Source organism: Gelidibacter japonicus (assembly GCF_010725055.1).
In the GTDB taxonomy this organism is placed as follows: Bacteria; Bacteroidota; Bacteroidia; order Flavobacteriales; family Flavobacteriaceae; genus Gelidibacter; species Gelidibacter japonicus.
The window spans coordinates 97,566-117,074 of sequence record NZ_BJKB01000004.1 but is presented as its reverse complement, the minus strand read 5'-3'; the positions used below and the strand labels follow the sequence as shown (position 1 = coordinate 117,074).

The following is a 19,509-nucleotide window of genomic DNA, read 5'->3' as shown; positions in this document are numbered from 1 at the left end:
TAAAGGTTTTGGAAACTTATCTCAAAATTTACATAAGTCCTTAAGGCAATGTTTTAATAAAATACAAATATAGAATTCACCTTATCAAAAGCGCACTTTATCCTACTATAAATTATTATCTAATAAATGGTAGTCTCATTTTTTTTTATGAGTCAAAAAAGTCTTCGTAAGAATCCTCAAAAAAAGAGCAAAAATGTTTTCAAAAACATTCAATCCTGCGTTGTTTCTTGCAATAAATCCCTGTTGTAATTCTTCTCTCAAACTTAATTGTCCACTGATTCCTCCTACTCGGAAATTAACTAAAGGCTTATCTATATGTACAAACTTATTATTGTTCATAAATACCATTAAAGAGAATTGATAATCAGCATATGATTTTAATGCAATATTATAGGAATATTGTTGATAGACTTCTCTCGTGACAAACATTGAAGGATGTGAAAAAGTCATACTTAAATATTTAAGTTTAAAAACCGAAGGGTTATAAGCGTATACTTTTCGAGTATTATCACTGTAGACATCGTATCTATTAGAGTGAATTACTTTAGCTTTAGGGTTCTTTAAATAGGCATCTACAACTAATCGTATAGCGTCCAATTCATACCAGTCATCACTATTTATCGTGCCTATCAAATCGCCACTTGCTATTTTCACCCCTTTGTTCATGGCATCATATAGACCTTTGTCAGGTTCACTTATCCAATGAGATATGTGATCTTGATTTTTCTTTATAATATTGATCGTATTATCTGTAGAACCTCCGTCAATAATGATGTACTCAATATTTTTATAGGTTTGGTTTTTTACACTATCAATAGTTTGTTGCAAATAGTCTTCACCATTAAAAACCACCGTAATAACAGACACCAATAGTTCTTCATCTCTATTCATCAAAATTTAATTAAGGCATTTATTTCTTCATCATCCATTAACCTATATTTCTTATTTAGCACAGTCCCAATGGCCATCCATAAAATAAAAAATATCGGGGTAAAAGTTGGTCTCAATTCAATTAAGTATAATATCATAAAAATTAAAATATAATACCCCAATCGTTTGATGAATTTATTTCTGGATTTAAAAATAGCGACATAACTAGAGCTAATAAGTATGATTAGGTTGAGCAGCATCATAATGAAACCCCCTTTTAAAATCATCTGTAAATAGCCAACCTCAATAGTTATTCTTGTTGAAGAATCTCCATACCAAGGCTTCTTTAAAACATCAACAACATACCACTTGGTATGCTCAAAATATTCACTATAATAAGTGCCCAAAGAACCTCTACCAAATATTTTCTCACTGAAATTAAGTTCAGACATTAATTCTCTGAACAAAAATGTCCTAGAGTCTTGAATGTCGGCAAACATTGTGACTATTCTCCAAACATACTCATAACCTAAGGTGAAAATTAAGGTTAGAACCAATAGAAAACCAGCAATTATATATTTTATAAAAGTTCTTCTAACCCGAAAGGACATGACTCTATCCATGATTAAGAATCCGAATACCATAATTAGCCATAGATATTCCATGCGTCTTTCTCCTATAGTAGAAACTACCATATACACGACAATAATAATGAGTATCTGTATTTTTTTAATAAGTGTAAATCGATTAAAACCTATAATTAAAACAAAAACCAATGGTCTTAATAGCCATATCCATTCGTCATTTATCGTTAAAACGGATAAAAATAGAAACGCACCAATCATTAATGTGAACATAAATGAAATGGATTTAAACATCACTGTCCAATTTTCAATTTTCAGACCCAATACGGTTATTGCCGGCATCAACCATGCAAAACCCATATATACATTTCCAAAGTTTGTAATCCAGTCTTGTGGATTTAAGGTAAAACTCTTAACAATAACAATAACTCCCCAAAAAAGCAATAGATAAATGACCCACCTATTTCCGGTTGATAGCTGGTTTAATTGCTGTCCATCCTTTACGCATAAGAAATAAATTGAAAAAACCGAAAATAAGAAGAACATCGAGATTACGACTTTTTGAAAACCAAAACCGTCAGGTTTCAATAAAAAAAACAACAGAATATATATGGCATTGCTATATAGTCCCCATTTTAATAATCTGCTTTTAGTAATATACATTATAACTTTTGATCTAGGCGTGTGAAGTTAAGTGTCTTGAATCTTTATACCAATGGTTATTGATAAGTACTTATTCTTTATCATAATTAGATTTTCGGTTTACAAATATCGTCATTAAAACATATTTACCTCCCCCGAGTATTTTATGTTTTGATCCTGGCAATAATATTCTCAAAACTAAGATGCACTAAGCAATCTTTTATAATAATTAAATCGGTTTTTGATAAAGGATCATTAATTAGATTTAAAACTTAAATTTCTACCTCCGAATTTTGGTAACTCTTATTATTGACTTTCATAATCTCTGATGCGATTTCGTCACCGCATGATGAACGCTCGATAAATTTACTTTCGCGTCCACAAAAATCAACATTGAATATCAAGTAAGGAGCCTATAATCAATTCCTCCAGCAACTTTTTGAGGTCAGCTCCTAAGGTTTTGGTCTGCTCCAGCTCTGACTTCAATCCAGAAACACTTTCAGAGTTATTTCATTCATTAATTTTTATATATTTTATTAACAATCCAACATAATATTTATTATTAGTTCTTTCACGGTTACAAACTATTTTAGATCTCAGGTTTCAAACTCAAACCTTTAGAGTCAAAAAGGGAATAGTGTGAGATATATAGAAATCTACCGTTTCTATGTAATTATTAAAAGTTTGAAACTTTAATATGAGCCTGTCGTCTTCTTTTCTATGTTTTTATTATAAAGTTCAATATACTTCTTTGCCACCAATTTGCTATCAAAATTTTTAAGCACTTTATCTCTTGCCATTTTAGAAATTTCCTTTGAATTTTCATTGTTTAATACCCATTCAATTCCATGTGCCAAATCGTCGGTTTCATAAGGTTCTGCCAGATATCCATTTATTTTATGCTCTATCATATCACTATTTCCACCAATCTTAAATCCCACGACAGGGGTCCCACAAGAAAGACTTTCCAAAATAACATTAGATAAGTTTTCCTGTAAACTGGGCACTATCATAACATCGGCAGCACTGTAGAGTTTTACTAAGCTTATATCGGTGTTGAGCTGGCCCAAATAGTGTGTTTTAAAATCAAACTCCTGAGGGTCCTTTGGTTGGTCACTTCCAAAAACAAGAAATTCTATATCCCTGGTCTGCAACTTTTTTAAGGCACTTTTCAGTTCTATAAAACCCTTTCGTGGGTTGCTGGTTGCAGACATAGCCCCAAAAAGGATGAGTTTCTTTTTTTTAGGCAATCCCAATAAAGATCTGGCTTCTTCTTTTGCGAATGGCTTAAATACAGAGGTGTCAATCGGGTTTGGTAGATTCACAACCTCCCTATTTTTAAAAAGGGTACTCGATTTTGCACATGTTTCCAACCATTTGCTCAATCCTACGATGGTCAAGTTATTAATTTCAAAGAAAATCTTTTGCTTTCTTTTAAATATGTCCCTACTTAAATCATTCTCTTTGATGGAGTTTAGAACAGGGCAGTTCCCACAATTAGCTGTATATGAAACGCACGTGTCGGCGTAGTGGCATCCTCCAGTAAACGCCCACATATCATGCAATGACCATACAATAGGTGCCTTTATTTTTTTTAAATCTTCGATCTTCAGAAACCCAGCATTTATCCAATGTAAGTGAACAAGGTCAGGATTTAGTTTGTTGATTTTTTCAACAATTTGGAAACTGGGGGAAAAAGATGCTGAGAATTCATCTTTACAATCGTAATGTTTTAGTGGAAAGGTATTTATTATTGATTGTAATTTAGCTGTGAACTTCCTAGCGATTGAGGTAGGTCCTATAACCGTGTCATCCTCACTTCGTTTTCTCAATACCAGCATCTGGCAATCAATATCTTCTTTTAAAAGAGAGGAATGCAGTCTATAGGCCGCTCTTGCTGCGCCTCCTTCCATATCACTAAAATTAACTATAAGTATTTTCACTTTTATATTCTATAACCAAAAATATTAATCAAGTTATCAAAACCATCTATTTCAATTCTTTCTATAAGTGGACTTTCGGGATTGATATAACCAGATTCTACAAAGTATTTAAAGCCATTACTTTTTAATATGTCGAGAATTTCACCTAGATTTTGGTCTTCATTGATTTTTGAGTGATATTCTAAAAATATGTTTTTAACTAAATGAAGCTGTTTATTTATATCTTTAATAACATCGAACTCTGCGCCCTCAATATCAATTTTCAAAAAGTCCACTTCTTTTGTCAAAAGCTTTTTTAAATCGAATGTTTCCACAGTTATCGTTTTATCACTCTCCTCTTTGGTAAGTTTTCCTCCTGCAGATCCTTCTTTAAAAAATGTCATTGTGGTTTCTTCAGTCCAAACTGCTTTTTGTAACAATTCAACATCAAAATATCCCGCGTTTTTAATGTTTTTATCGGCAATTTCTTTGATATTGGGATCAGGCTCAAAACCAATTATTTTTGCCTTTGGATACATATTCTTCAAGCTGATTACGCTTAAACCAATATTGACTCCGCAATCAATTATATATGGAGATTCTTTGGTGGTATTGAATTTATAGGTTTTTCGTCTGATCTGTTCATTATATTGCGCTATAAAAGATGGTGGATCCACCCCTTCAAATATGGAACCCAAAACCGTTGTCGTAAATTTCGTGTATCTAGGTAGTTTACTGATCTTATATAGTGTTCTGCTTTCTCTACTAAGCATTGTTTTTATTCCTTTCTTTACCAACTCTTTCATGATTTAATTTTATTAAAAACTATTTATTCCAAATTCCCCTTGCCCTGTTATTTATAATCTTGTTGTATTGTAAAGGCATTAATATCAGACCAGGTAGGTAGCTCAAAATAGTTGCGATAATTACCCCTTTTACACCCATATTCAAACTTTTGGCCATGAATATTGAAAGCGGTATATTAATAATAGCCATGAAAATACTCACTATCAATTGTACTTTTATTTTACCGGTTCCATTTATAAAAAACACAAAAATATTGTTGAACGTAAAACTCATTACAAACACAGCCATCGAGACTGAGAGCATAAAAGGAACCAAAACTTTATCTCCAACCCAGATATTATAGAACCAATCGGACAGCAATAACATTATAACCACAACTATGGGAATCAAGAGCCAAACTCTCATAATGTTGTTAACAGAAACCTTGATCCATTCATATTCCTTTTTTACGTAGGCTTCAGTAAATGAAGACCAATAAGGAGCAACCACGATAGAAAAAACAATGGTGAGAATGGAAAAGTACTTAAAAGCAATATTGTAAGGTACAACCTCTTCTGGGCTAAAAAGTTTACTAATTATAAAGTTGTCTGTTGAAAAAATCACAATTCCAGCTATTTGTATAATAAAAAAATCAAAACCAACGCCCATAATGTCTTTCAAATGACTTTTGCTCCATAGAGATAGAGACGGTTTCAATTCTTTAAATTTATTAGAAAACGCCAATAAATTTAAAGCTAAAAGTATGATTACTGGCAGGGCTGCAAATATAGCTCCAAATATTAATAGGGAACTATGGCTTGTTTCTGTCAATATCCAAATTGTAAACAATGAGACTACCTGTGTTGAGAAATGAATTTTTACTTGAATCGAATGGCTTTGGTCTGCCAAGTATATATTAGTAACAAGCCCTACCACTAATTGAATACAAAAAAAACCAAACACTAAAAGCATCAATAAGTTCAAGTCTGTATTAAAGGCTTCACTAGTATTAAAAACAGAAGCCCAGTCAATAAAATAATTAAAAAAAACAAAAACACAAAACAGGAAGAGGCTTACGCCCGCAATGGTATAATAGGCTGAACTTATATAACCTCGGGCTAGCTTTAGATCTCCATTTGTTTTGGCCTCTGTTAGTTTATTTCTTAAGCCGTTTCCTAATCCAATATCAAAAAAAGAGAACCACGCAATAAACGAGCTTATGATAAGCCAAACGCCATAATTTTCGGTATCTAAAAAATTGATGGTAAGTGGAACCAATAAAAAATTTGCTAAAACAGCGCCTGCCTTATAAAAAAAAGATATTGAAATATGTTTGACAATATTTTTTGTGCGAGCACTTTTAACACCAAGAGTGTTTAATATTTTAAGAATATGTTCTTTCATCAGCGTTTCTTTTATACCAATGATAAGCTCTCTTAACACCTTCTTTCAAGGTAATTGTAGGTCTCCAGCCTAAACTATTTAAATTAGAAAAATCATTTAGTTTTCTCATAGTTCCTTCTGGTTTTGAAGTATTAAAGACTATTTCTCTCTTAAATCCCATAATTGATTTAATAGCTAGTGTCAGTCCATTTATAGAAACACAATTTAGGGTACTCTTTTTACACTGCGCCTTTCTAATGTCTTTACTCCAGCGGTAGTGTCTTTAAAATCCTTATTCTCCATTATACTCAAAAGGATACCGTTTTAAACCACAAATCCTATTTCCTTTTTTATACAGGAACTCGTTTAAGTTGGCTCCGACTTACTGGGTAACATCAGTAATCAATATCATTCCCATTTTTATCTAAAATTAATTTTCTCTTTACTTAAAGGTTTAATTTCAACAGCGCTTTTCGTAAACTTTGTCTCCAATCAAGAATTTCAACATTAAGCATCTTTTTAATTTTAGATTTATCTAAAACACTATATCTAGGCCGTTTTGTCAATGTGGGATAATCTTTAGTTTCAATTGGTATTATATAGAGTTCTATATTACTTTCTTCGAAGATTGCTTTAGCAAATTCAAACCAACTTGTAATTCCCTCATTGCTATAATGATAAACACCATAATCCTGGGACCTTAATTTTATTATATTTAACACAACTCGAGCTAAGTCACCAGCATATGTCGGTGTTCCCAATTGATCATTAACCACGCTCAGCTCTTGTCTATCTTGAGCCAATCCCAACATTGTTTTCATGAAATTATTTCCATATTCGGAATATAACCAAGAAGTCCTAATTATAAAATGCTTATCTAAAATTTGTTTAATCTCATTTTCTCCCTTTAATTTTGATTCTCCGTACACATTGACCGGGTTGGTTTTATCCAGTTCAGTATAAGGTGTTGTTTTTAAACCGTCGAAAACAAAATCAGTGGAGATGTGAACCATTTTGACATCATTTTTTTGACAAGCTTGGGCCATGTTTTTGGCACCAATGGAGTTAACTTTATAGGCATTTTCCTGATCATTCTCTGCATTATCTACTGCGGTGTAACCGGCGCAATTAATGCACCAGTCAATAGCATTTGTTTCAAAAAAATCTAAAACATCGTTAGCAACCGTAATATCCAGTGTGTTTCTATCCGCAAAAAGGAAATCAAGAGATGGGAATTGGTGGGTTATATTTTGGATGCATTGTCCGAGTTGACCGTCAGCTCCAGTTACTAAAACGGTTGTCATAATTTAGCATTTTTAAATTCTGGAAGACATTTATCCTTTTCTGAAACCAAAACCGCTTCATTTGGCAACAACCAATCAATATTTAAGGTGGGATCATTGTAAATAATTCCCGCTTCTGATGATTTATTATAGAAATTATCGCATTTATAAGAAAATAAGGTTTGGTCTTCAAGAACAATAAATCCATGCGCAAATCCACGGGGTAAAAATACTTGCAACTTATTTTCTTCAGATAGTTCAATTGCCATATGTTCTCCAAAAGTTGGAGAATCTTTTCGTAAGTCAACCGCAATATCCAAAGCTTTACCTTTAATTACCCGCACCAATTTGGCCTGAGCATACGACCCTCTTTGATAATGTAATCCTCTTAACACACCTTTAGAGGACATAGACTCATTATCTTGAACAAAACTAATGGTTTCGCCAATTAATTCTTGGAAAGTTTTTTGATTAAAAGTTTCTTGAAAATACCCTCTGGCATCCTTGAAAATTTTTGGTTCAATAATAAAACATCCCTTAAGCTTTGTTTCCTTTACCGTCATTAATTGTTTTTGAGAAGTCCTAATAAATTTTTGCCATAACCACTTTTTAACAAAGGTTCTGCCAGCTCTCTGAATTGCTGTTCGTTGATGTATCCCATTTCGAAAGCAGCCGCTTCAATGGCACCAATTTTTAAACCTTGCCGCTCTTCGATCACTTCAACAAATTGTGAGGCTTGCATCAAAGATTGGAAGGTGCCGGTATCCAGCCACGCGGTTCCTCGGTCTAAAATACTAACATGCAATTTCCCTTGTTTCAAATATTCTTTGTTTATATCGGTTATTTCCAGTTCTCCACGCTGACTTGGTTGGATATTTCTTGCGATTTCAATCACGCTATTATCATAAAAATAAATCCCGGGAACAGCAAAATTTGATTTGGGCCTTTTGGGTTTTTCTTCAATCGAGACCGCTTGACCCTGGTCATTGAATTCGACCACACCATAGCGTTCAGGGTCATGAACTCTATAAGCATAGATGATTCCGCCATCTGGGTCACTATTTGCCTGCAACAATTTTGACAGCCCCGATCCATAAAAAATATTATCGCCTAAGATGAGCGCCACCTTATCTGATCCAATAAAATCTGCCCCAATGATAAATGCCTCTGCCAATCCATTTGGGGCATCTTGTACAGCGTATTCAAACCTACAACCATACTTTTTACCATCTCCCAATAAATCTCTAAATAAGGGAAGGTCTTTAGCGGTAGAAATAATCAAGATTTCTCTAATACCCGCAGACATCAAAGTTGACAACGGATAATAGATCATTGGTTTGTCATAAATAGGCATTAATTGCTTACTTACGGACAAGGTCAACGGATGCAATCTCGAACCAGAACCTCCAGCTAAAACTATTCCTTTCATTTCTTAATTATATTGCTTTTGATAATAGTTTTGATAGTCGCCACTCGTGACGTTATTTAACCATTCTTCATTATCCAGATACCATCGAATCGTCTTTTCTAAACCTTCTTCAAAAGTTAGAGAAGGTGTCCAACCCAATTCATTTTTAATTTTACTCGGGTCTATGGCATATCTTAAATCATGTCCTGGTCGGTCTTTAACAAAGGTGATCAATTTTTCAGAAGTGCCTTTTTCCCGCTGCAATTCAATATCCATTTGAGCGCATAACAATTTGACTAAGTCAATGTTTTTCCACTCATTAAAACCGCCAATATTATAAGTTTCACCTAGTTTTCCTTCGTGAAATGCAATGTCGATTGCACGTGCATGATCTATAACAAATAACCAATCTCTAGTATAGTTGCCATCACCATATACAGGAAGTGGTTTGTTATGGATGATATTATTGATAAACAATGGAATCAATTTTTCAGGAAACTGATTGGGCCCATAATTATTTGAACAGTTTGTTATAATATATGGCAATCCATAAGTTTCCCCATAGGCTCTTACAAAATGATCTGAGCCTGCTTTAGAGGCAGAGTAAGGCGAATTGGGGTCATAAGACGTGTCTTCCGTAAAAAAACCGCTATCACCTAAGCTACCATATACTTCATCTGTACTGATGTGGTAAAAAAGCTTGTCGGTATAATTGTCCAGCCAAAGCATTTTAAAAGCATTTAACAGAATCACTGTTCCCATAATATTCGTTTTCACAAAGGCCAACGGATCATTTATGGAACGATCTACATGAGATTCTGCTGCCAAATGAATGATCCTTTCAAATTTATGCTTTTCGAATAATCCATTTATAAAGCCTTCATTAGCAATATCGCCTTGGATAAACGTATAATTAGGTTGGTTTTCAATATCTTTTAAGTTTTCTAAATTACCGGCATAGGTGAGTAAGTCCAAATTATAAATATGATAATTTGGATAGTTTTTTACAAACAATCTCACGACGTGCGAACCTATAAAACCCGCACCGCCCGTAATTAATAAATTCATTTCTTTACTATTTTCTCCTATAATTTTTAAGATACTTATTTAATGAAAGTAATAATAATACTAGTGCAGTAACTATCAAGAATAGAACAGGTATTAGAAATTTATTGCTTTTTAAAATACCTGAATCACGTACTCCTTTTCTGGGAAAATCAGAAATCACGTTTAAAATGCTAGACTTATTTCCTCGTTCATTGTTTAGTTCCACAAGTCCTAATTTCAATTCATCCATTTTATTGATCAATGAAAGTTCTTTGTTATTCTGTTCTCCAGTTTCTCCAAGGCTAATGTTTGTTCCCTGAATGGCGCGCTCTGCCTCCTTTAGCAGGACCTTTTTATACAATGCCTGCAAAGAATCTATTTCAGCAATTTGTTTTTTATAAAGACTGTCTTGTAATTTTATATTGCTATCGCTAATGTTCTTTTGAAGATTAAAATAGCTGTTATTTGAAATAGAGGAGATAATGGCGGGCTGAATTTTTTTTGCCACGGTATTGTCACTTGCAGTAACGGAAATTGTATGAAATCGAGCATCAAAAGAATTAAAATTCTTAAGATACGCTTTCATATCTATCGCTTTTTTAGTTGTGCTATCCAAACTACGCACAAACCTATCAAATAATACAATCTTCTGATTTTCATCTGAGTAGGACTCGACACTAAAATTCTTTATGGATATAGCTTCCTTTGTAGTAATGTTTAGTGCTTCAGAAAGGGACAGAGAATCTTTGGCCTTTGCTAGTTCATTATAAAATCCAACATTGTTATAAAGCTGTTGAACACTATTAAAATTAGGCTCAATAACCATGGTTGAAATATATAAAGGTTGTTTCTTTAAATCTAAAATGGTTCCTAATATAACCCCTACAACAACTACAGCAACAAGTTTTACAAAATGCTTTTGAATGAAGAGCAAAAACAAAACGACAACTCCAAATATGCCTGTAAAAATACGGCCTATAAACCGGTATAACCGTGAAAACAGCCTCCCAATAGCATTAAATAATTGGCCCAAATCAACCTCCTCATTTGGGGGCTGATTATTTCTTAAATCTTCATTCATAACTTTATTAGTTAAATATTTGCTGTAATATTTTTCTAGTGATCAAATAGGTTGGTTTTACGCCCGTAGTTCCCAAGCCGCCCGACGCTAAAGTGCTTCCAGTTTCTAAGGGATTGTCACTGGCATAATAAGCATATCTGACCTTGACATTGGGATTGATACTGCCTCTCACTTTTGAGGCTGCCTGTATGGCTTTTTGATAATGTGCACCTTCCATTTCCAATCCAATGACATTCCAGGTGGAATTGAAAAAGAATTTTAAGATCTCTTTATTCTGAAGGGAAGTCCCTAAGACCGTAATCATCGTCCCTTCGTAGACATCAATGCCATGGCCTTCGAAATCCGATTTAGAGAGTTGATTGTCCAATGGATAATTATCCGCAGTTCCTTCAAAAATATGCGCCGATGGGATCATTATGTCGCCTTTTCCACCTTCCAGAATTCCTGCTTTCCCCATAATGGATATTGAATCAACATTTAAATGGATCTGCTTATCCTTTAATTTGATTGGTTTTAACAGCTCGTCAATGGTTTCATAGGCTTGTTCCCCAAAGGCATAATCCATAACAAAGAGGACCGGTTTTTCAGAATCCTCAAACATTTTGGAGACTTCTAAATCGGTTTTTTTAAAATCAATTTTGGCGGTATCAAAAATTTGCACATCAATATTGGTGCCTGAGGTATCTGGAATATAGATCATCCCTTTTGACAAGGCCTCTTTGGTGACTTTATTTCGCAGCTCTTGATTTTCCTTTTGACTTAAAGCCTCATAGACTTCAAACATGCTCTTTTTTGCCGCCAAGGTCTTTAAGGCTTGGGGAGCAAAGATGGAATTCATGACACTGTGCATATTTGCACTGATCACATGGATAGGTCGATCGATAAGTCCATTTTTCATTAAGGCTTCCTTAATGGTGTCTGACCAAATCTCACCGTGGATATGATGGCCCAATCGTTCTCTTAAGACAGGACTAAATGTTACCGTCCGTCCTTTGTTATTGACCACTTCCTCAATCGCCAGCTTACCTAACCAATAGATTAAATGAAGAAAACGTTCCGGTTGGTCCGGTAAAGCAAAAGAACTGTACATGTTGGTCAGTTCATTAAATGTCCTTCCCAAAATATTTGCTGTATGTGCAATAGCAATCTCACGCTCTTCCTGTGTCAACTCTTTGTTGGAAAGTACCGCTTTTTCGAGTTTTAACCAGTCGCGCGTGGTCGTGCCTTCCTCATCAATTAAGACCCGCTTGCTTATTTTATGAGATTCCACAAACATAAAGGTCAGGTGGGTCAAAATATCATAGATCTCTGAGCGACCACGTGTGATTTCAATATTCATTTGTTCGTGGTCAATACGGAAGCAATTCCGTCTTCTTTTAGGTGGAATGATTGCTTTAAAATGCGAATTGATATAGCCTTCATCGCTAGTTAAATTGATAAAGGTGCATTCTTCAATTCCATAAGGTAGCCTATCAACAACATAAAGCAGACCTTCCAACTCTGCCTTCTCATCTCCAATGGACCCATAAATTTCAGGTCTTAAAAGTAATAATGCTTCTCGGAGCGTTTCACCAGAAACGCCCATTGGTTTGTAAAATCCACGATTAAACAAATGGCGCATTGTAATATACATTCTTTCAATGGCATTTGAGCTTTCCTGAGCTCTCGTTCTGGCATGATGCTTTTTATTCATAGGTTAGTATTTAGCCTGTAAAGATAGGATTATTTAGTTAAATTTTGTTCGGTCATAGCGTCTGCTATTTTTCGGTCATTGGAAAGTCTGGGGAGTTTATTTTGACCTCCCAATTTCCCAATAGATTTCATATAGTCTTGAAAACCATTCTTTTTGACCTTCTTAATTTTTAAGGGTTGTAATACCTTGCCCTGAATCAGATCAAAGTAGTAACTGTTTTGTTTTTGAAGTGAATTCTCGATTTTATCTGCCAGTTCCGAAAGGTTATCAGGCTCATTTTCAAATTCAATAAACCATTCGTGATAGGGCAATCCACTAGACGGATTAATTTGTGGTGCCACGGTAAATTCTGAAACCTGAGTATCAGATCCCTTTATGGCTTCATGAAGCGCTTGTTCTACTTCCTTTCCGATGACGTGTTCCCCAAAGGCAGAAATAAAGTGCTTAATACGACCCGAGACAATAACCCGATATGGTTTTAAGGAGGTAAACTGAACTGTGTCTCCTAAATTATAGGCCCAAAGACCCGCCGTTGATGAAATGATCATCACATAATTGGTGTCCAATTCCACATCTTTGATGGTGATTCGTTTTGGATGCTCATCAAAAAATTCGTCTGCTTTGATAAACTCATAGAAAATACCGGAATTTAGTTGCAAAAGCATTCCTTTTTGATCCTGCCGATCTTGATAGGCAAAGAATCCTTCACTAGCTGGATAAAGCTCTATGCTATCCACCTTACGTCCAATTAAACTCTCAAATTTTGCCCGATAGGGTTCATAATTGACTCCTCCAAAAATAAACAAGTTGAAGTTTTTAAAAACCTCTCCCACTTTTTTACCTGTTTGTTGAGAGATTTTTTCAAAATACATTTGTACCCAGGATGGAATTCCCGAAATAACGGTCATGTTTTCTGGGAGTGTTTCAGCGACAATAGCCTCTACTTTTGTTTCCCAATCCTCTATACAATTGGTTTCCCAAGAAGGCATTCTGTTTTTTTGAAGATATTTTGGGACATAATGGGCAACAATACCTGATAAACGCCCAAGTTGAATTCCGTTTTGTTCTTTCAAAATTGGACTGCCCTGAAGAAAAATCATCTTCCCATTGACAAACTCTGAATTTCCAGTTTCGGCAATGTACATCAGGATGGCATTTCTGGCCGCTTCAACATGCGTTGGCATGCTTTCTTTGGTGAGGGGAATATATTTTGATCCCGAAGTTGTTCCGGAAGTTTTCGCAAAATAAAGTGGTTTGCCCTTCCATAAAATGTCCGATTCTCCTGCGACAACCCGTTCCACATAAGGCTTTAAATCTTCGTAATCCCGAACTGGAACACGTGAAACAAAGTCTGAGTGTGATATGATGGCATGAAAATCATGATCCCTTCCAAATTGTGTATCCTTGGCCTCTTGCATGAGGTTTTTGAAAACATTGTTTTGGGTTTCAATGGGATTGTTCGCCCATTTTAAAACCGACCTTCTAACAGAGAGCGCAAAGACTTTGGCAAGAGCCGATTTTATTGTGAACATTATTTAAAATCTATAAAATTGGTTGGATTGATGGGATATCCTTTGCTCCATAATTCAAAATGCAAATGGGGGCCTGTAGAATATTCTCCTGTGCTTCCGGCCAAGGCAATGACCTCGCCGGCTTTGACCACATCACCTTGTTCTTTGGTTAACGAGGCATTGTGCTTATATACTGAAATGAGTTCATAACTGTGTTCTATAATCACAACATAACCCGTTTCTGTTGTCCATTCGGCAAAAATAACGGTTCCATCGGCTGTAGCTTTAACCGGTGTGTTCTTGGCAACAATAATATCTACGGCATAATGCTTTTCCTTGACATTGTAACCCTCTGAGATATTTCCATTTACCGGCGGAAATAAAACAAAATTTGAAGCAGAGATGGCCGATTCAAAAAAGTTATATTTATCTTCCTTATCTACTTTTTCGCGTAATAAGGAATCCTGCCTGGTGGGCTTAACGGTTAAGGGCCCTACTTCTTCATTAAAAGCATTTAAAATAGAATCCTTATTGAACTCCACAGTTTTAACATCACCTGTAAGCACACGTTTAATGGACGCAAAATACTTTTCATTGACATCAATAACCTGTTTCAAAGAATCTGTTTTAAAACTGAGTTCTGTGGCCTGCTTTTTTAATTTGGCTGAAGAATACCCGGGTATATACTCCCTCAATGGCGTAAAGGCGATTAAAAAGATAGTTCCCGATACGAGGAGGATGCTGCTTAAAGAGACGATAACGAATACATTCAAGCGCGTCAATTTAATAGCAAAGCGCTCTTCAAAGGTATCTTCATTAAGCACCACCAAACGGTACTTATGAAGCAGTTTTTTTGTGAATTTCTTTTCTTTTTTTCTACTGGTCATGCTGAACAAAATTAAATAAAATTAAGCCAATCTAGATTGACTTTCATCTAAAGTTTGTTTTTAACGTATAATTTGAAGTTTAATTATTAAATTTGCAGTTCAAATCAAATGTTATGATAGCATCAAGTATTTTTTTAGCGGTTGGACCATGGCAGATAGTCGTCGTAGTCGTGTTGGTATTATTGCTTTTTGGAGGCAAGAAAATTCCAGAACTCATGAGAGGATTGGGAAGTGGCATTAAAGAGTTTAAAGATGCCAGTAAAGAAGATGGTGATGAAACAAAAGCATCCACTGATAAAAACAAGTAATTATCTCCTATAAAAACAAAAGAGCCAACTTAACCGTTGGCTCTTTTGTTTTTAAGTCATTATTCTATTTAATCTTAATGGATTTCATGATGGCCTCCAATTCAAAAATATTGTTTCGTTTTTCAACCGAGGGTGCAAAAACATAGCCTTCAATGACCACATATCTGTTATTCGCCTTGTCCTCAATAGCATAGTTTATAAACGGACCCGACATAAACGCATTTTTTACATCCCAAATACCTTTGGTTTCATAGGCAGGCTTTCCGTCAATGGTGGTTTCAGATAAATAAGGCGTATATGCAGCTTCGGTTATCATATAAGAACCTTCTACAGGACCAGGAATCTGTGCTTTTCCAATAGAATCTCTCATTCTCACAATATCAATGATGGTGCTATCTCCCTTCTTTATCGTGCTCAGAGGGACTTCATAAATCATGATATCCATTGTACCCGTAGGAATATCTTTCCTGATCCAGAAGAAATCCTTGTCCTGTTTAGCGATGCGATAGGCCGTTTGAAAATTCAATTTAACACCTAAACTTTCTTCAAGTGGTTTATCATCCATTAAGGAAATCCTAATGCGGCGTTGGTTTTCTTTCAATTCTTCCTTTTTAAAGGCAGCAATTATTTTATCGCCATTTTTCTCTAATTGATCTTTGATTTCCTGATCTGTTTTTCCTGAAATTACTGCAACTGTTTGGGGTCTTGCGTACACATCATTTTTTATGACCGTACCAGCTTCTCCACCTTTTTCTATTTTTAGGATGATCCGGTTCTTGGTTGCAAATCCATCAAATACCATAGGTGGCATCTGGTTTAGTGAAAACAAGGGTTCTTCCTGACTTAATGCTGGAACGGGAGCTGCAACAATGTCTCTAATCGTTTCACCTACACTGTCATCCCATAAAAGATTATCAACAACTACCAAAAGGTTATTTATGTTACCGTTGGAAGGAGGAATAATTCGTTGGTCTTTGCCATTATTACATGAAGTAAACAGGATCAAAGAAAAGACAATTGCATAAATGGTTCTCATGATGTGTGGTTTTTTAATTTAATAACACTTATTTCGAAATTTTAAGTGTTGTTCCTACTTTCAAATTATTACCACTAATATCGTTCCAATCTTTGATATTTTGAATGGAAACTCCAGGAAACTTTCTAGATATGCTCCATAGGGAATCTCCAGACCTTACTTTATAGGTCTTTATAGTGTTTGAATCACTACTCAGGACATTCGATTTAGTTGAGACGCTGGATACTGATTTTGAAGGAGAAGTGTTAGGCTGTGTTCTATAAACAGTAAGGCGCTGCCCTATTCTTATATTGTTGCTCCGCAGACCATTCCATTGTTTAAGTTGGGACACACGTACATTAAATTGTCGCGCAATTTTTCCTAAATTGTCACCTGACACCACCCTATATGTCGTTTTGGTTTCAGCATTAAACAATTGGGGCAATGGCGTTTCCCGCTTGTTCATTTCATTGGTCACAAACTCATATATACTTGCTTCATTGGTCACGAACTTTCCAACGGCATGTCGTGGTAATCTAAGCGTGTAATTTTTACCTTCAACATACGGAATGATATCCAGTTTGTAGGAAGGATTTAAAAACTGTAATTCCTCCATTGGCAATTCCAACAACTCGGAAACCTGATCCAGACTGATTGTTTGTTTCACGTGAATAGTATCTGTATCGATATATCTAAAATCTGGTCTGTGTTTTTTAAAGCCATGTTCCTCGGCATATTCAAAAATATACATGGTTGCCAGGAACGCCGGCAAATAACCTGCTGTCTCCCGAGGCAAATAAGGTCTGATATTCCAGTAATTTTCGTAACCCCCTGAACGGCGTATCGCTTTACTGACATTCCCCGGACCGCAATTGTATGAAGCCAAGGCTAAATCCCAATCACCAAAAATCTCATAAAGTCTGGCAAGATACTTACTAGCTGCTTCCGTTGATTTAAGAGGATCACTTCGCTCATCTACATAACTGCTCACATTTAAATTATACTGCTTCCCAGTAGCATACATAAATTGCCATAGTCCTGTGGCACCAACACGAGACTTTGCTCTTGGTTTTAATGCTGATTCTACAATGGCCAAATATTTGACTTCCAGCGGAATATTATAATTGTCCAACTCTCTTTCAAACATAGGAAAATAATAATCGCTCAAAGACATCAGACGCTCCAAAGAATTACGTCTGTGTTTTAAATAGGATTTGATGACACTTTCCAGCGACTCGTTATATTCAATATTAAATGGCGTTTTGGAGCTTAACTTATGAAGTCGGGCTTTTAACGTATCGGTGGGCAACTCAGGATAATCAACCGCGTCATATTTCAAATCTGTGACCGATGCATAGATGCTGTCAAACAATTCGTTGCTGTATAACTCATCTAACCACTTTTGATCAATTTCTGAGGCAAATTGCAAATCTTCAATGGTCATTGTAGACAAGGAATCGACTACAGGTTCTATTTCCTTTAAGTCCAAATTATTCCCATCACTAATGGAATCAATTCGAACTGAAACAGATTTATCAGATGCCGTCGTAGTGGTGACTTTCTCCTTAGTTTTTATTTGAGAAAAACTTAAGCCAAATACACATAAGGCACCAAAAGTCAGAAATACTCGTTTTTGGTTCATTAGTAAGGTGTTTTATAAATCAACGATAGGATGATAATTATCGTACAATAATATCTAAAATGATGATACAAAACAACAATTTAACACACTAAACTGTATTTCGTCGAGCAAATTGTCCTTTTGTCTATGCTTTTAATTAGATAGCGGTCTTCAACGAGCTTCTTATTTTAAGATTGCTGCAATTCCTGGTAAGGTTTTTCCCTCCAAACTTTCTAGCATGGCACCCCCGCCTGTACTGACGTAACTCATTTTATCTTCGAAGCCGAATTGTTTCACAGCAGCCACTGAATCGCCACCACCTACAAGTGAAAATGCGCCGTTCTTTGTGGATTCCGCAATTGACTTACCAAGTTCGATAGTGCCATTTGCAAAATTCTCCATTTCAAAAACACCTAACGGCCCATTCCATAGTATGGTTTTACATTGAAGTACGACCTCATGAAAATTTCTTATAGTTTGTGGACCAGCATCTAAACCTTGCCATCCATCAGGAATTTCGCTAACCTTTACAATTTGGGTGTTGGCATCATTGCTAAAAGAGTCAGCGGCAACTACATCAACAGGAAGATGGACTTTTACATTCTTAGCCTTGGCCTTTTCGAGGATTTCCAGAGCCAAATCCATTTTATCATCTTCACAAATGGAATCACCTATTTTTCCTCCTTGTGCCTTTACAAAGGTAAAAGTCATTCCACCTCCAATAATCAAGTGGTCAACTTTGTCCAAGATGTTTTCTATTATTGTGATTTTTGAAGACACTTTGGCTCCGCCAAGAATCGCCAATACAGGTTTTTCACCATTTTTCATTACTTTTTCAATACTTTCAATTTCCTGCTGCAATAAATAACCGAAGTATTTTCTTTCTGGGAAATAATCAGCAATTACCGCGGTTGAAGCGTGTGCTCTATGTGCTGTTCCAAAAGCATCATTGACATAAACATCTGCAAGCTTTGAAAGCTTTTCTGCAAACTCTTTATCTCCTGCCTCTTCCTCTTTATGGAAGCGTAAATTCTCTAAAAGTAATATTTCTCCAGGTTGCAGGTTATCTGCCGCGGCTTGAACTTCTCCACCAATACTGTTGGATACAAAAATAGTTTTGACTCCAATAATATCTTCAACTTTATCATGAATATGTTTTAATGAAAACTCCTGCTGTACGCCTTTTGGCCGTCCCAAATGCGACATTAAAATACAACTGCCCCCGTCTTCCAATATTTTCAATATCGTTGGTTTTGCCGCAGCTATTCTACTGTCATCGGTCACTTTAAAATTATCGTCCAAGGGAACATTAAAATCTACTCTGATGAGTGCTTTTTTATTTTTAAAATTGAAATCGTTCAAGGTTTTCATTAGTCTGTGTTTTTATAAAATAGAAACAAATGTAACCAATTCTAAAATGATAATAATTGCATTTTTTTAGGAATTGGATTCCCATAAATTTTTAATG

At 35.4% G+C, this 19,509-nt stretch carries 18 protein-coding genes; 1 reads left to right on the top strand and 17 read right to left on the bottom strand.

Annotation, left to right across the window (positions count from 1 at the left end; genetic code table 11):
- Window positions 1-135: 135 nt before the first annotated feature.
- The 14 genes from G6N06_RS05920 to G6N06_RS05855 all read right to left on the bottom strand — a co-directional run bounded on the left by G6N06_RS05920 (window position 136) and on the right by G6N06_RS05855 (window position 15,097).
- Complete coding sequence (locus G6N06_RS05920; RefSeq protein ID WP_163515149.1) at window positions 136-891, bottom strand: glycosyltransferase family 2 protein; 756 nt, start codon at window positions 889-891, stop codon at window positions 136-138.
- Window positions 891-2,117, bottom strand: a complete 1,227-nt coding sequence (locus G6N06_RS05915) for a hypothetical protein (protein ID WP_163515148.1) — start codon at window positions 2,115-2,117, stop codon at window positions 891-893. Before G6N06_RS05915 ends, G6N06_RS05920 begins: the two co-directional genes overlap by 1 nt.
- Before the next feature lie 671 nt (window positions 2,118-2,788).
- Window positions 2,789-4,039: a glycosyltransferase family 4 protein gene (locus G6N06_RS05910; protein WP_163515147.1), complete on the bottom strand. Its 1,251-nt coding sequence runs from the start codon at window positions 4,037-4,039 to the stop codon at window positions 2,789-2,791.
- 2 nt (window positions 4,040-4,041) lie between these two features.
- The gene (locus G6N06_RS05905; RefSeq protein ID WP_163515146.1) at window positions 4,042-4,824 is read right to left on the bottom strand and encodes an FkbM family methyltransferase; all 783 of its coding nucleotides are present in this window, start codon (window positions 4,822-4,824) and stop codon (window positions 4,042-4,044) included.
- Window positions 4,825-4,843: 19 nt separating this feature from the next.
- Window positions 4,844-6,208: a lipopolysaccharide biosynthesis protein gene (locus tag G6N06_RS05900; RefSeq protein ID WP_163515145.1), complete on the bottom strand. Its 1,365-nt coding sequence runs from the start codon at window positions 6,206-6,208 to the stop codon at window positions 4,844-4,846.
- On the bottom strand, window positions 6,189-6,368 hold the full coding sequence (locus G6N06_RS05895; protein WP_163515144.1) for a hypothetical protein: 180 nt from the start codon (window positions 6,366-6,368) through the stop codon (window positions 6,189-6,191). Before G6N06_RS05895 ends, G6N06_RS05900 begins: the two co-directional genes overlap by 20 nt.
- A gap of 265 nt (window positions 6,369-6,633) precedes the next feature.
- A complete protein-coding gene (gene rfbD / locus G6N06_RS05890) occupies window positions 6,634-7,491 on the bottom strand; it encodes a dTDP-4-dehydrorhamnose reductase (RefSeq protein ID WP_163515143.1) in 858 nt (285 codons plus the stop codon).
- Complete coding sequence (gene rfbC, locus G6N06_RS05885) at window positions 7,488-8,033, bottom strand: dTDP-4-dehydrorhamnose 3,5-epimerase (RefSeq protein ID WP_163515142.1); 546 nt, start codon at window positions 8,031-8,033, stop codon at window positions 7,488-7,490. Before rfbC ends, rfbD begins: the two co-directional genes overlap by 4 nt.
- Complete coding sequence (gene rfbA / locus G6N06_RS05880) at window positions 8,033-8,899, bottom strand: glucose-1-phosphate thymidylyltransferase RfbA (protein ID WP_163515141.1); 867 nt, start codon at window positions 8,897-8,899, stop codon at window positions 8,033-8,035. The genes rfbC and rfbA overlap by 1 nt, the downstream gene beginning before the upstream one ends.
- Window positions 8,900-8,902: 3 nt before the next feature.
- On the bottom strand, window positions 8,903-9,946 hold the full coding sequence (gene rfbB / locus G6N06_RS05875; RefSeq protein ID WP_163515140.1) for a dTDP-glucose 4,6-dehydratase: 1,044 nt from the start codon (window positions 9,944-9,946) through the stop codon (window positions 8,903-8,905).
- Between the two features lie 7 nt (window positions 9,947-9,953).
- The gene (locus G6N06_RS05870; RefSeq protein WP_163515139.1) at window positions 9,954-11,006 is read right to left on the bottom strand and encodes a hypothetical protein; all 1,053 of its coding nucleotides are present in this window, start codon (window positions 11,004-11,006) and stop codon (window positions 9,954-9,956) included.
- A 7-nt stretch (window positions 11,007-11,013) separates the two neighbouring features.
- Window positions 11,014-12,699: a DUF6909 family protein gene (locus G6N06_RS05865; protein ID WP_163515138.1), complete on the bottom strand. Its 1,686-nt coding sequence runs from the start codon at window positions 12,697-12,699 to the stop codon at window positions 11,014-11,016.
- Between the two features lie 29 nt (window positions 12,700-12,728).
- On the bottom strand, window positions 12,729-14,231 hold the full coding sequence (locus G6N06_RS05860; RefSeq protein ID WP_163515137.1) for a GH3 auxin-responsive promoter family protein: 1,503 nt from the start codon (window positions 14,229-14,231) through the stop codon (window positions 12,729-12,731).
- Window positions 14,231-15,097, bottom strand: coding sequence for a M23 family metallopeptidase (locus tag G6N06_RS05855; protein WP_163515136.1), 867 nt, complete (start codon window positions 15,095-15,097; stop codon window positions 14,231-14,233). Before G6N06_RS05855 ends, G6N06_RS05860 begins: the two co-directional genes overlap by 1 nt.
- A 113-nt stretch (window positions 15,098-15,210) precedes the next feature.
- Between G6N06_RS05855 and G6N06_RS05850 the strand changes: the two genes are divergently transcribed.
- Window positions 15,211-15,405 (top strand): twin-arginine translocase TatA/TatE family subunit, encoded by a 195-nt coding sequence (locus tag G6N06_RS05850; protein WP_163515135.1) that lies wholly within the window; start codon window positions 15,211-15,213, stop codon window positions 15,403-15,405.
- 64 nt (window positions 15,406-15,469) lie between these two features.
- Here G6N06_RS05850 and G6N06_RS05845 read toward each other — a convergent pair whose 3' ends face one another.
- The 3 genes from G6N06_RS05845 to G6N06_RS05835 form a co-directional block, all read right to left on the bottom strand.
- A complete protein-coding gene (locus tag G6N06_RS05845) occupies window positions 15,470-16,441 on the bottom strand; it encodes a DUF4837 family protein (protein ID WP_163515134.1) in 972 nt (323 codons plus the stop codon).
- Window positions 16,442-16,469: 28 nt separating this feature from the next.
- Window positions 16,470-18,062, bottom strand: coding sequence for a lytic transglycosylase domain-containing protein (locus G6N06_RS05840; RefSeq protein ID WP_163515133.1), 1,593 nt, complete (start codon window positions 18,060-18,062; stop codon window positions 16,470-16,472).
- Window positions 18,063-18,224: 162 nt separating this feature from the next.
- Entirely contained in the window at window positions 18,225-19,412 is a 1,188-nt protein-coding gene (locus G6N06_RS05835) for a phosphoglycerate kinase (protein ID WP_163515132.1), read from the bottom strand.
- Between the last annotated feature and the right edge of the window lie 97 nt (window positions 19,413-19,509).